This is a genomic window from Gorillibacterium sp. sgz306347 (genome assembly GCF_059735245.1).
Genome location: NZ_JCAPET010000030.1, coordinates 1 through 13,165 on the forward strand (window position 1 = coordinate 1; position 13,165 = coordinate 13,165).

A 13,165-nucleotide genomic window follows, 5' to 3' on the forward strand; every position below is an offset into this window, starting at 1 on the left:
CGCGGCGCTCCTGGCGAAGATTACGCCGGAAGCGCAAGCGGGCCAAGCGGGAAGCTTCACGGACCTGAAGAGCAAGCATTGGGCCAAGGGCGCCATCGACAAAGTGACGGCGCTGGGCGTGATGAAGGGCTATACGGACGGCAGCTTCAAGGCGGACCGCGCGATTACGCGTGCGGAGCTGGCGGCGATTCTGGCGCAGCTGATGCAGGACAAGACGCCTGCGGGCCAGGTGCCGGCATTCCGCGACATTAACGGCCACTGGGCGAAGGCGTATATCGAGCAGGCCGGTGCAAGCGGGATTCTGTCCGGCTATGCGGACGGCACGTTCCGTCCGAACCAGGCGGTCACGCGAGCCGAGGCCGTCTCGATGATCAACAAGTACCTGGGCCGCGCGCCGCTGGCGGACGCGTCCCCGGCGTGGAAGGATGTCGCCGCCGCCCACTGGGCCTACGGCGCAATCCAGGCCGCTTCCATTGATCACGCGACTGCGGAGTAAGCGCAAGCAATAAAATAACGGCTAGCCAATAAAAGACCGTTCCCAGGCAGACAAACAGCGTCTGCCCGGGAGCGGTCCTTTTTATGCGGCTGCCGGAAAATCCCAAAAAAACAAACCTGATTCCTGAAATTTACACCTTGTTGAAAGCGCTTTATCCATCAATAATGAAGGCTGTAGGGAGAATATACCAGGGGGCGAAAGCAATGCGAAAAGGTTTCAAAATGATGGCGGTTGTGCTGGCTGGCGCGCTTGCCGCAAGTTTGGCGGGCTGCGGGCAGCGCGAAGCAAAGGACTCGCCGCAGGCGTCGGCGGAATCGGAATCGGCCGGCAAAAACGCCGGCAAAAAAGTGACGATTACGTTCCAGAACATTTATCCCGACCCGGCCACGCCTTCCCACAAGATGGTGCATGCTTTGGCGGAGCAGTATGAAAAGGAAAATCCGAACATCAAGATTGAGCTGGACACCTTGAACACGGACCAGCAGAAAATGAAGCTGAAAACGCAGGCGGCTTCCAAAGAAGTGCCGGATATCACCATCGTCAATCCGGCCGCCCAGATGAAGCCATTTGTTGAAGCGGGCCTGCTCGCGCCGCTTAACGACATGCTGGAGCAAAACGGCTTGAAGGACACGTATCAAACCGGCCTTCTGGATTACTACAGCTTTGACGGCAATGTCTACGCCCTTCCCGACGGAAACAACATCCAGGTTGTTTATTACAACAAGGAGCTCTTCGAGCAGGCGGGCATCGCCAGCATCCCCACGACGTTTGATGATTTCCTGAAAGCCGTGGAACAGCTGAAAGCAAAGGGGATCACTCCTCTCGCGATCGGCGAAAAGGACTCCTGGACCGGCTCCTTCCTGTTCATGAACATTTTGCTCCGCACCAACGGCGGCCCCGGCTTCCTCAAGGACGTCATGGACGGCAAAAAAACATTCCAAGATCCGGCGTTTATCGAAGCGGTGGACGCCTTCCAGAAGCTGGTGCAGGCCGGCGCTTTTCCGGACGGAGCAACGTCGCTTGACGCGACTGCGGGCGGCAATGTGTTCAAATCCGGAAAAGCGGGCATGTGGGTCATCGGCACCTGGGAAACAGGCGCCATCGACTCCTCCTCGGTGGCCGGGAAGGTCGGAGCTTTTCCGTTTCCGACCGTTAACGGCAAGGGAGACCTGAACGAGTTTATGATCGCCCCGGGCAGCGCGTTCGCCGTGTCGGCCAACAGCGAGCATCTGAAGGAAACCAAAGACTTCCTGAATTTCTTCGCCCTCAACCTGCCCAAGAAGCAATTTGAACTGAAAAACGCCGTTGGTCTCGGGCAGAAGGTGGACGAAGATTTGAAGGCGGCCGGTTATTCCGATCTGGCGGTCACGGTGGCGGAGCTGTTCAACAATATCAAAGGCGGAGACCTCGCCTTCGACAACACCATGAACCCCGCGACCGCGCAAGCGCACTTGAGCAGCATCCAGAACCTGTTTATCCAGCAGGTGGATTCCGCGCAGGTCGCCAACGAACACCAGACGGCGTTCGACGCCAACAAATAGGCCGTCCCGGCTATCCGGCCCATGCACGGAAGCGAAACGCCGCTTCCGTGCATGGCGCTTCACGAAAGGGGGCTGCACCCTTTGAAAGTGCTGAAGGTACCGGCGTACACCATCGCCATTTTTGTTTTGCCCTGCCTGCTGCTGTATGCCGGATTGGTATTTGTTCCGATTCTCGTTTCCTTTTACACCGGCCTTCTGGATTGGGACGGCATCGCGCAGGCCAAATTCGTCGGCTTGGCCAATTTCAAGACGATGCTGTTCGATGATCCGATTTTTTGGCCGTCCGTTCGCCGGACCCTGCTGTATGCCGTGGCCTCGATGCTGGAAATTCCCCTTTGCCTGTTTATGGCGATTCTGTTGAACCGCTATGTGCGCAGGGCTAACAGCCTGGCCTCGATTTATTTCACGCCCGTTATTCTGTCCGTCGTCATCATCGGCCAGCTTTGGAAAACGATCTACAATCCGCTTTCCATGGGCGGCATGCTGAACGGGGTGCTGGTTTCGCTCGGCCTTGACGGCTGGACGCGCAATTGGCTGACGGAGCCCGAGGTGGCCATGTATGCTCTGTACCTGGTTTCGCTCTGGCAGTATTTCGGCTATCATCTTTTGATCCAGTTTACCGGGGTCCGCAACCTGCCCGCCGAAATTTACGAAGCGGCCCGGATCGACGGGGCGGAGGGACTGAAGGCCGACCGTTACATCACCCTGCCGCTGATCGTGCCCATTTTTAAAATTTCCATCGTACTTGCGTTTATCGGGTCCCTCCAGGCGTTCGATCTCGTCATGGTCATGACCGGTGGCGGCCCGGCCCATGCCACCGATGTCATCTCGACGCACATGTACAACAGCTCGTTCCTCTCCATGAAATACGGATACGGCAGCGCCATAGCGGTTTTTCTGGTGCTGGTCTGCCTGCTTTTTACGGCCTTGATCAACCTGCTGTTCAACCGCCTGGACCGAAAGTGGAGCTGAGAACGGAACCGTCCGCCGGTCCGGAAAGGAGACTTCTTCGTGAACATCTTCAAAAAAGGCCTGGTGTGCCTGCTGCTGGCCGTACCGGTCGTTACCCAGCTTTATCCGCTGCTTTGGCTGGTGCTGTATTCGCTGAAAACAAACGAGGAGATTCTTGACGGCAGCTTTTTTTCCTTCCCCAAGGTGTTTCAGTGGCAGAACTACAAGGAAGCATACGAACTCGGAAGCTACCCGGGTTACTTGTCCAACAGCGTTTTTGTCACCTTGACGACTATGGCCTGCGTGATTTTTCTGAGTTCGATGGCGGCCTACGCGATCTCCCGCTTCCGTTGGCGGTACGGGGGTCTCGTGCTGACGATTTTTCTCATGGGGATGATGATCCCGATGCAGGCAACGCTTTTGCCTCTTATGATTATTTTCAAGCATCTGCATATTCTCAATACGCATCTCTCCTTGATCCTTCCGTACATCGCATTCTCGACGCCCATCGCCGTGTTTATCCTGAGCGGGTTCATGCGCAGCATCCCCCACGAAATCGAAGAATCCGCTTTTGTCGACGGCGCAAGCGTCTTCCGGATTTTCGGAAGTATTGTTCTGCCGGTTTCGGTTCCGCCCATCATGACCGTGAGCATTCTCACCTTTATCGCCATCTGGAACGAATACATCCTGGCGGCGACATTCCTCTCGTCGGAGCGGCTGAAGACGCTTCCGTTCGGGGTGTACACATTTGTGAGCCAATATTCGGTCAACTACGGCAACATCGGAGCCTTTCTGGTGATGGGCGCGCTGCCCGTTATCCTGCTTTACTTTTTTCTGTCCAACCAGATTACCAAAGGGATGGTCGCCGGAGCGATCAAGGGATAAGTGAAAAAAAGGAAATGATGCGTCCTCCGAAGAAGTTAACGGCAGACGGCCGGTTTTCGCTCTTGGGGCCTGGGGCCAAGACAACGGACGGAAGCGGAGGGAGGAGAGCCAGCGTTGCGATGGGTGAAAAACGTCCGGTCGATCCGCCACCGCTTGTTTCTGTTGTTTCTGTTCTCCCTGTCCGGTCTGGTGGCGGCCTTGAGCTTGCTGTATTACGAACGCACATCGGATCAGGTTCAGGAAAAAATCGGCGGCCTCGCCGAAAAAAACGTAGCCCAGACCGCCGGCTTGTTCGCCTTGCTGCAAACCGGCTATGATTCCCTGTCCAAAACGCTCAGCAACAATTTCGAACTGGTGCGCCTGCTGAACGCCAGACCCGACACGCCGGCGGTGGAATATATCAACGACCAGGGGGTGACCACGCTCATCGGGGCGACCTTTTATTCCCGCGCCGATGTTTTCGGCATCCACGTCATTACGGACAACGGCAAAATTTACAACTACGGCAACAGTCTGAATGTGGTCGAGCCCACTTACCGGCAGCAGGACTGGTACCGGCAAATCCGTCAATCGTCGGGAAAGATGGTTTGGCTCGGCATCTTCCCGAGCTCTTTGATCGATCGGATGGAGAAACGGCCTGTTTTTGCGTTCGGCCGGCAGATTTACGACCTGAACGAGCATAAACCGATCGGCATCGTGCTGTATGAGACCGATCCGCAGCCGATCCTGGACGCGCTCGGCAACCTGAAGCTCAGCCCGAACAGCCAGGTCTGGATTGTATCCGGAGACGGGAGAATCATGTCGGGAGCGCCGGAAGCGCCGGCCGCACCGGAGCTTTCCGTTCCCGAAGGCGGAGAGAGCGTCTATGTCAAACGGGAATCCGGCCGGATCGTCGCCGGTTCCCGGCTCCCGTTTGCCGACTGGTCTGTTGTGAGCGTAACGCCGAATAAAGATTTAATGATGGAGGCTGCGGAAACGAAGCGGTACCTGGTGCTTGCCGTCTCCGTGCTGTTTGCGGTTTCCATCGTCATCGCCACGCTGGTGTCCCGGACGATATCGCAGCCGCTGAAGCGGATTGTCCGGCAGATGCGCCAGGTGGAGCAGGGCAATTTCCGGCGCGTCTCCTACGCGCCTTCTTACCTGGAAATCGATATTCTCGCCGCGACGTTCAACGCGATGGTCAACCGGATCGAAGACTTGATCGAACGGGTCAAAATTTCCTCGGTGAGCGAAAAAAACGCGGAGCTGCACGCTTTGCAGTCGCAGGTGAACCCGCATTTCCTGTACAACACGCTAGACATGATTTACTGGATGCTTGACGAAAAAGACAACGAACGGGTAGGGGAGATCATCCTCGCGCTGTCCAACTTGTTTCAATACAGCAGCCATTGGGACGACGGCGCGCCGGTTACACTGCGCGAAGAGATGGAGCAAATCCGCCATTACCTGGTGATCATTCAGGCCCGGCTGGAGGGGCGGCTGCGGGTGGAGCTTGCCGTCGAGGACCGCTGGCTGGATGTGGCGCTGCCGCGGATGACCCTTCAGCCGATAATCGAAAATGCGGTCAAGCACGGACTGGAGGCGCTGAACCGGCCCGGCACGCTTCAGGTCCGTTCTCTGCTGAAAGAGAACCGTCTGCATCTGCTGGTGGAGGACGACGGACAAGGGATGGACGAAAGGCAGCTCGGCCAGCTTCAAGCGGCGCTCGGCGGCACGGAAGACCGGGACCCGAAGGAACAGGGCAAACGGGGCATCGGGCTGCAAAATTTGCAGCGCCGGCTTTGGCATATGCATGGGGAACCGTACGGACTGCGCATTGCCGCCCGGCCCGGCGGCGGGACCTCGGTAGCCGTTGTGCTGCCTCTGCCGGCGAAAGGAGCACTCTCCGATGAATGTATTGATTGCGGATGACGAACGCGCCATCCGGGAAGGAATCGGCCGCGCGGTCATGCAGGCCTTTCCGGAATACGGCGTGTATGCGGCCGCCCATGCGGACGAGGCGGCCGAAATCCTCAGCGCGCACCGGATCGACATCGTGCTGACGGACATCCTGATGCCCGGCATGGACGGCCTGGCGCTCATGAAAATGTCCAAACGGAAGCACCCGTTTGTCAAATGGGCGGTCATTTCCGCCCATAACGAATTTTCGTACGCGCAGGAGGCAATCCGGCTTGGCGCGCGCGATTACCTGCTTAAACCGATCGGCAGGCCGAAGCTTGTGGAGCTCATCCGGCGGCTGGCCGAGGAAGCGGTGCGGGAATGGACGGAAGAAGAGCGGTTGAAGGCCAACTTGAAATACCTGCGCGAAGCGGTGTTTCAGCGGCTGGCCTTGGGTCTGGATACCGGCAATCTGGACCTCGGGCCGTTTGTTGAGCAGTACCAAAGCTTTTCTCTCGTTCTTGTGCAAATGGATGCGGAGGAAGGAAAGGTACACCTGGAGCATTTTATCTTCGACAACATCCTCACGGAGCTGATCGAGCGTTACGGAGAAGGATTTGTAGTCAGCTGCGGGCCGCGAAGTCTTCTCGGACTCGTCTCCCTCGGGGACGGCATGACCATGGAATCCTTTCGGGAACAGGCGTTGGGTCATTTGCAGCGCTGCGTGAAGGTACCGTTTCATCTTGCCCATTCCCCGCTGCTGCGCGACTTCAAGAGCGTGCCGGAGGCCGTTGTCCGCATGCGGCAAATCCCGCCGGCCGAATGCCGCGAGTCATGGAGAGGCGGAGGGGAAAAGGCGATTGAAGTCGCCCTGCAGTACATTCGCGAGCATTACAGCGACGACATCTCCCTCGAAAAGGTAGCGTCCGCCGTATTTTTACATCCCGGGTATTTCAGCCAGCTGTTCAAGCAGAAGACCGGACAAGGCTACAAGGACTATGTGATTTCGCTGCGTCTGGAGCAGGCCAAGCGGATGCTGCTGAATCCGCAGCTTCGGCTGGCCGACATCGCCGAGCGCATCGGCTACCAGGACATGCGGCATTTCACCCAGCTGTTCCGCAAAAAATTCCACCTCACCCCGACGGAATACCGGCGCAAGCAAACCATCGGGGCCATGTGACTATCTATAAGCCGTATCAAGAAACCCGGTACCGTCATGGTGCCGGGTTTGCTGTTCTCACGCCGGCAGCGGGTTTCTGTCTGTCTTCCCGCTTCATGGATGCCCCGCGTCCGCAAGAACACAGTCCCTTCAGGGCGTCATCGGGAGGCGGCGGCATTAAACCGGTTTTCTTGTTTTCTTTTCTCCGGAAGCGCTGCGTTGTCCCGGTATGCCGCCGTTTTCGCCGGAACGGAACCCGCCTTCACAAAACCTTAGCCTGCCGCTAATCCGGTTTTTACAAAACCGGTTTAACATGGGACGGGAAGAAAGGGAAAGGAGGAGCGAAGCTGGCAACCATTGACGACGTCGCCAAAGCATCCGGCGTGTCCAAAGGAACCGTCTCGAACGTGTTCAGCAAGAAGCGTCCAATCAGCAAGGAGGTGACGGACCGGGTGCTCGCCGCCGCCAAGCAGCTGAACTACAAGCCGAACTATTGGGCGCAAAGCCTGGCCAACCGGTCGGTCCGGATCATCGGGCTCAATATGCGCGGCGAGCGGATGAAATTCAACTCGTTCCACATGTCGCTTTTGAACGGAGTCTTGCAGGAATGCTACCGCACCGGCTACCGGCTTTTGGTGACGACCTTGTCGCCGGCCTATCTCAGCAGGCCGGAGCATCAGGCGGCGGACCCCATCGGAGGAGAAATTTTGCTCAATCCGACGGTCGGCGACCGCCGGATCGAGGAGCGGCTTGCCGGAGGCGTTCCGATCATCGTCATCGGACGGCCGTCGCGTGAATTCGAAGCGCGGGTCAACTACGTGGACAACGATAACATCGGTCTCGCGCACCGTATGACGCGGCAGCTCCTGCAGCTCGGCCATCGCCGGATTTTGTTCCTGAACGCCCCGGCGGATACAACCGTGGCGGAGGACCGGGCGGCCGGATACCGCCTGGCTTACCGGGAGGCGGGGCTGGAGCCGGACGAAACATGGATGGTACATAAGCCCGGCGAAAGCCAATCTTCGCTGGAATACGGGTATGAGGCGGCGGTACGCCGCTTGAAAGAGGATGCGGCCCTGACCGCGGTCATCGCCGATACGGATACGGTCGCTTTGGGCGTCTACAACGCGGCGAGAGCGCTCAACCGGACGATCCCCGGACAGCTTTCGGTGCTGGCGTTCAGCGATGACGCGGTTTTCGGCCCGTCCTTTACGCCGCCGCTCACCGGTGTCAATTTGCATGCGGAGCAGCTCGGTTCGGAGGCCGCCCGCCTTTTGATTCAGCAAATGGAAGAGCAATCGCCGATCGCAAAGCGGTCCCTGATTCCCGCCGAGCTGGTGCCGCGGGGCTCATGCGCCGAACCTCAACAACAGGGAGGAAATCAATCATGAAGAAAGCGATGAAAATGTGGCCGGCTTTGACGCTGGCGGGTGTCCTGCTGCTCCAGGGCTGCGGCGGGGAAAGCGCAAACGGCGGAGAAGCCGCGTCTTCGTCCGGCGAGGGAAGTCCGGCTGCCGAAAGCAAGCAGGAGCTGCGGATTCTGACCGCCAACGTCGGCGGCAAAACGCCCGAGGAAATGAAGCAGTTCGAAGAAGAATTGGAGCGCCGCACCGGCATGGAGATTACCCTGGAAAAGCCGGCCAGCGATTACGACAAAAAAGTGGTGACCGCTCTCGGGTCCGGCGAGAAATACGACCTGATCGAGATCAGCGACCTGCGCAAGCTGAACGAATTTATCGGGCAGAACGCCGTTACTGATTTGAGCGATTTTGTCCAAGGCTCCACAACCTTGTCCGACCCGTCCGTCATTCCGGCGGAGGAGTGGGAGCAGCTGAAAGGCGAGGACGGAAAAATCTACGGCGTGTTCGCGAAATTCCAAGGCGGTACGATGCCGATCGTGCGGCAGGACTGGATGGAAAAGCTGAACCTGCAGGAGCCGAAGACGCTGGACGAGCTGTATGCGGTGCTGAAGGCGTTCAAGGAGCAGGACCCGGACGGCAACGGCCAGGATGACACGTACGGGCTCAGCACGGCCGGTCTGTACGAAATCCAAGGCTTCATGAGCGCGGCGGGCCTGAAATACCGGTATGTGATCGAAGACGGCAAGCGGACGATCCCGTACGCCACCGAAGCCGCCGTTCCGATGTACGAATGGTTTGCCAAGCTGGTCAAGGAAGGCATCATGGACCCGAACTTTGTAACCAATGACACCGGCAAAATGCGCAACCTGTTCCTTTCCGACCGGGTCGGCATGGTGACCTATTGGGATGCCTGGGTAGGCATGTTCAACAACACGCGGCAAAAGGAAGATCCGAACACGGCGTTCGAAGCAAAAGCAATCCCCAGCATCCCATCGCCCGAAGGGGAGATGCTGATGCGGCGCGGCGATCCCGATTTCTGGTTTGTTCCGGCCAACTCCGATAACAAGGAAGCGGCGCAGAAATTTCTGGAGTTCTGGCACACGGAGGAAGGCATCGCTCTCGGAAGCCTGGGCGTGGAAAACGTGGATTACACCAAAGAGAACGGCACGTACACGCTGACCGACACCGGCAAGGAGCACAACATGGATCACGGGGTTCCGTTCTGGTACAACAGCAACGTCAAGTTCCCGTTCGAAAAGCTGCCCGGCGTCCAGGAGGCGCAGGATATGGTGACGAAATATGCGAAGCTTGAGCTTTCGCTGCCGGAATGGTCCGAAGCCGAGAAGATCGTGCAAAACTACGCGCTGAAGGCGATGTCCGGCGAAATGCCGGCCGGAGAAGCGGTTGCCGCCATGCAAAAAGAACTCAAGGCGGGCGATCTGATCGACTAGCCCGAAGGATGGAGGAGAGACGGCAAGGATGAAGGCCATCCGCAAACACAGCATGTTATACCTGATGATGCTTCCGGTGGCGGCTTATTTCCTGTTGTTTGTGTATTACCCGGTGGTCCGGGGGCTGCAGATCAGCTTTCAGGACTACCGGCTGATGGGAGACAAGCCGTACATCGGGTTGGATAATTACCGCGAGGTCGTGCGGGACGCCGCTTTTTGGCGGGCGATATGGAATACCCTCTTGATCGGCGGCGGCATTCTCCTGGCCGGGTTTGCCGCCTCTCTTCTGATCGCCCTGTCCCTGAACGAGGTGCTTCAGGGATGGTTCAAGAAGACCTCGCAGCTTGTTTTGTATGTCCCGCATCTGCTTTCCTGGGTGGTGATCGGGGGCATGTGGATTTTTCTGCTCTCTCCCGATACCGGTCTGGTCAACCTGGGCCTGAAGGAACTGTTCGGGCTGCCGCCGGTTCATTTCCTGGCCGATTCGGGCTGGTCGCGCTGGATCATGATCGGAGTCGCCGTCTGGAAAGACATGGGCTACCTCTGCATTTTGTTTCTGGCCGGGATTGTCTCGATCAACCCCTCGCTCTACGAAGCGGCGCGGATGGACGGGGCCTCCCGTTTGCAGCAGGCGCTGTATGTGACGCTTCCCCAGCTTCGCGGAACCATGAAGGTGGTTTTGCTGCTGAATACGCTCGGGGTGCTGCGGATTTTCGACCAGGTGCTCGTCATGCGCAATCCGTCCACCGCCCCGCAGGTGGATGTGGTCATGATGTATACGTACGAAAAAGGCATACTGGACATGCACATCGGACCGGCGACGGCCGCGAACTTTCTGGTTGTGCTGTTTACCCTGGCGCTTGCGGTCCTGGTCCGCAAACTGACGCGTTTTGACGAGGTGGCCCGATGATCGGAGCGGAACGATTCGAACGAGCCGGATGGAAAAACCGGACCTTTGACGTATGCAATGCGCTCTTCCTGACCGGGCTGATCCTGACCATGATCATTCCGTTTCTGAACGTAGTCGCCTTGTCCTTCTCCTCGGGCGCCGCCTCCATGCGGCCCGATCTCATCCTGTATCCGCGCGATCCGGGGATGGACGGTTACCGCGTGGTCTGGAACAGCCTGAATTTGTGGCAGCCGTTTCTGAACAGCGTGATTGTGACCGTGCTGGGGACCTTTTGCCACGTCCTGCTGGCCTGCGTCGCCGGCTATGTGCTGGTGCATCCGCATGTACCCGGCAAACGGGCGATGGTGTCCTTCGTCCTCATCACCATGATGTTTCCGCAGGAAGCGGTCATGATCCCGCTGTATGTGGTCAACCGCGATCTCGGGCTGATCGATACGCTGACGGCGCTTGTCTTTTCCGGCCTGGTGTCCGGGTTTTCGATTCTTCTTATGCGCAATTTCTTTCTTACGGTTCCTTACGAAATGGCCGAATCCGGGAAAATCGACGGCGCCGGAGAATGGCGGATTTTCTCTTCGCTGTATATGCGTCTGGCGCTGCCCGGCATCGCGACGGTCGCCCTGTTTGAGTTTGTGGGCCGCTGGAACATGTTTTCCGCGCCGCTTCTGCTGCTCACCGACAGCACCAAATTTACGCTGCAGCTGGCGCTCAAGTCGCTGATCATCGACACCAGCGCGACATCCGGCAGCTACATGATTACGACAAACGTCAAGATGGCGGGGATCGTCATTGCGGTTGTTCCGCTTCTGGCGGTTTATCCGTTCGTGCAGCGCTTTTTTACCAAGGGGATTCTGCTGGGCGCCAGCAAGGAATAGGAGGGCATACGGATGAAGGGGGTTATGGATTCGGCCGCGCCGCCCGGGATGGCCGCGGCAGGCGAAGTGCGGCAGGTTTTGCTGCGCCGGATCGATAAAGAAGAGGAGCGGACTTACCTGGAGCTACCCTTCGAGGTCGCGGGACCTGCGGACCGGCTGGAGGTGCGGCTTCAGGTGGAACAGGCGAAGGAGCCGGCCGTCATTGATCTCGGGCTGCGCTCCCCGGAGCGGATCGTCGGCTGGAGCGGCGGTGCGCGCGACGGCTTCTTCGTGGAAGCCGAGCGGGCCACGCCGGGTTACCTGGCGGGCGAGCTTGTACCGGGCGGGTGGGCCGTGCTGCTCGGGGCCTACCGGATTCCGCCGGGAGGCTGTCAGGTCCGCGCCGAAGTGGTCGTTTACCCGCCGGCGGAACGCTGGCTGCGCGGCGATCTGCACTTGCACAGCGTTCACAGCGACGGGCTGTACACGATAGAAGACAACCGGGCCCAGCTTGCCGCCAAGGGTCTGGACTTTGCGGCGTTCACCGATCACAACACCGTTTCGCAAAACCGCTTCATCACGAAGCAGGACGAAGAGCTGCTGACCGTTCCCGGCGTTGAGCTGACCGCCTATGGAGGGCATGCCAATCTGCTCGGGCATCCCGACCCGCTCTCCGACTTTCGGGTCACCACTGCGGAAGCGGCGGCGGAGCAGCTTCGGCTGGCCGGGGAACGGGGGGCGCTGATTTCGATCAACCATCCGTTTTGCCCGGATTGTCCCTGGACGTTCGGCTTCGGCCTTCCGTTTCATGCCGTTGAAGTATGGAACGGCCCCTGGCGGGAGCTGAACGAAGCGGCTGTCCGCTGGTGGCAGGACCGCCTGTCGGAGGGGCGGCGGATCACGGCGGTGGGCGGCAGCGATACGCACCGGCCGCATCTTCATGTCGCGCACGGCGTACCGACCGTCCACGCGAGAGTGTCGCGAAGCCGGACCGAAAGCATTCTGGAAGCGGTCCGCCTGGGCCGGATCGTGCTCAGCTCGGAGCCGGACGGAACCTTCCTGGAGCTGAGCCTTGAAGGCTGTCAGGTGGGCGACGAGCTTCTTCTGGATGGCGCGCAATCAATGGAACGCACGGAAGAAGACGGCTCCGGGGACCGGAAGGATGGCGCGCCTGAACCCGGAAGTTATCTGAGCGGAACCCTGCTGGTCCGGAACGCCGCTTCCGATGAGATCAGCCTCTGGTCGGATCGGGGGAAGGAAATGGGCTGGCGGGTCCAAAAGGAAGCGCGGCTGTCGTTTTCCCTTCCGGCGGACCGTTTGTTTTTCCGGGCTGAGGCCCGCAGGGAGCGGGCGGATGGAGAAGACAGCGTCATGACCTGCTTGACCAATCCCGTTTACTTGCGGCACGGGTGAAGCGCAAGCGCCCATGCGTTTGGCGAAGCCGAATTTGGTGCAGTCCCAAAACGGACAACAGCCGGAGAAAACCGGTGGGGGCATGCAACCGTTCCCGCGCCATTTTCGTCTATAGGAAGAGAGGGCCGGCGGACTTTTCGCCGGTCTTTTTTGCAGTTGAAAACCTTCGGGATGGAGATTGGAGAATCCCGGGAGCTGCGGTATAGTGAAAGTATGCAGCCGTACGCCGGAATCGGGAGTTGATTCGGCGTCGGGGAGGAGAGCAAACA

At 58.8% G+C, this 13,165-nt stretch carries 11 protein-coding genes; all 11 read left to right on the plus strand.

Translation table 11 applies throughout. The features are described 5' to 3' along the window. On the plus strand, positions 1–496 hold a 496-nt coding region (locus tag AC6I6H_RS15730; RefSeq protein ID WP_497954900.1), incomplete at its 5' end, for an S-layer homology domain-containing protein. 203 nt (positions 497–699) lie between these two features. Continuing rightward, a complete protein-coding gene (locus tag AC6I6H_RS15735) occupies positions 700–2,037 on the plus strand; it encodes an extracellular solute-binding protein (RefSeq protein WP_497954902.1) in 1,338 nt (445 codons plus the stop codon). A gap of 81 nt (positions 2,038–2,118) precedes the next feature. Next, complete coding sequence (locus AC6I6H_RS15740; protein ID WP_497954903.1) at positions 2,119–3,009, plus strand: carbohydrate ABC transporter permease; 891 nt, start codon at positions 2,119–2,121, stop codon at positions 3,007–3,009. A 39-nt stretch (positions 3,010–3,048) separates the two neighbouring features. Beyond that, the gene (locus tag AC6I6H_RS15745) at positions 3,049–3,873 is read left to right on the plus strand and encodes a carbohydrate ABC transporter permease (RefSeq protein WP_497954904.1); all 825 of its coding nucleotides are present in this window, start codon (positions 3,049–3,051) and stop codon (positions 3,871–3,873) included. Between the two features lie 123 nt (positions 3,874–3,996). Beyond that, positions 3,997–5,784 carry a cache domain-containing sensor histidine kinase gene (locus AC6I6H_RS15750; RefSeq protein WP_497954957.1) on the plus strand — a complete coding sequence of 596 codons (1,788 nt, stop codon included), beginning with the start codon at positions 3,997–3,999 and terminating at the stop codon, positions 5,782–5,784. Then, a complete protein-coding gene (locus AC6I6H_RS15755; protein WP_497954905.1) occupies positions 5,762–6,931 on the plus strand; it encodes a response regulator in 1,170 nt (389 codons plus the stop codon). Before AC6I6H_RS15750 ends, AC6I6H_RS15755 begins: the two co-directional genes overlap by 23 nt. Before the next feature lie 335 nt (positions 6,932–7,266). Continuing rightward, on the plus strand, positions 7,267–8,301 hold the full coding sequence (locus AC6I6H_RS15760; protein WP_497954958.1) for a LacI family DNA-binding transcriptional regulator: 1,035 nt from the start codon (positions 7,267–7,269) through the stop codon (positions 8,299–8,301). Further along, on the plus strand, positions 8,298–9,722 hold the full coding sequence (locus AC6I6H_RS15765; RefSeq protein WP_497954906.1) for an extracellular solute-binding protein: 1,425 nt from the start codon (positions 8,298–8,300) through the stop codon (positions 9,720–9,722). Before AC6I6H_RS15760 ends, AC6I6H_RS15765 begins: the two co-directional genes overlap by 4 nt. 28 nt (positions 9,723–9,750) lie before the next feature. Continuing rightward, on the plus strand, positions 9,751–10,632 hold the full coding sequence (locus AC6I6H_RS15770; RefSeq protein WP_497954907.1) for an ABC transporter permease subunit: 882 nt from the start codon (positions 9,751–9,753) through the stop codon (positions 10,630–10,632). Next, the gene (locus AC6I6H_RS15775; RefSeq protein WP_497954908.1) at positions 10,629–11,504 is read left to right on the plus strand and encodes a carbohydrate ABC transporter permease; all 876 of its coding nucleotides are present in this window, start codon (positions 10,629–10,631) and stop codon (positions 11,502–11,504) included. Before AC6I6H_RS15770 ends, AC6I6H_RS15775 begins: the two co-directional genes overlap by 4 nt. 12 nt (positions 11,505–11,516) lie before the next feature. Beyond that, a complete protein-coding gene (locus tag AC6I6H_RS15780) occupies positions 11,517–12,896 on the plus strand; it encodes a CehA/McbA family metallohydrolase (protein WP_497954909.1) in 1,380 nt (459 codons plus the stop codon). Positions 12,897–13,165 lie beyond the last annotated feature (269 nt).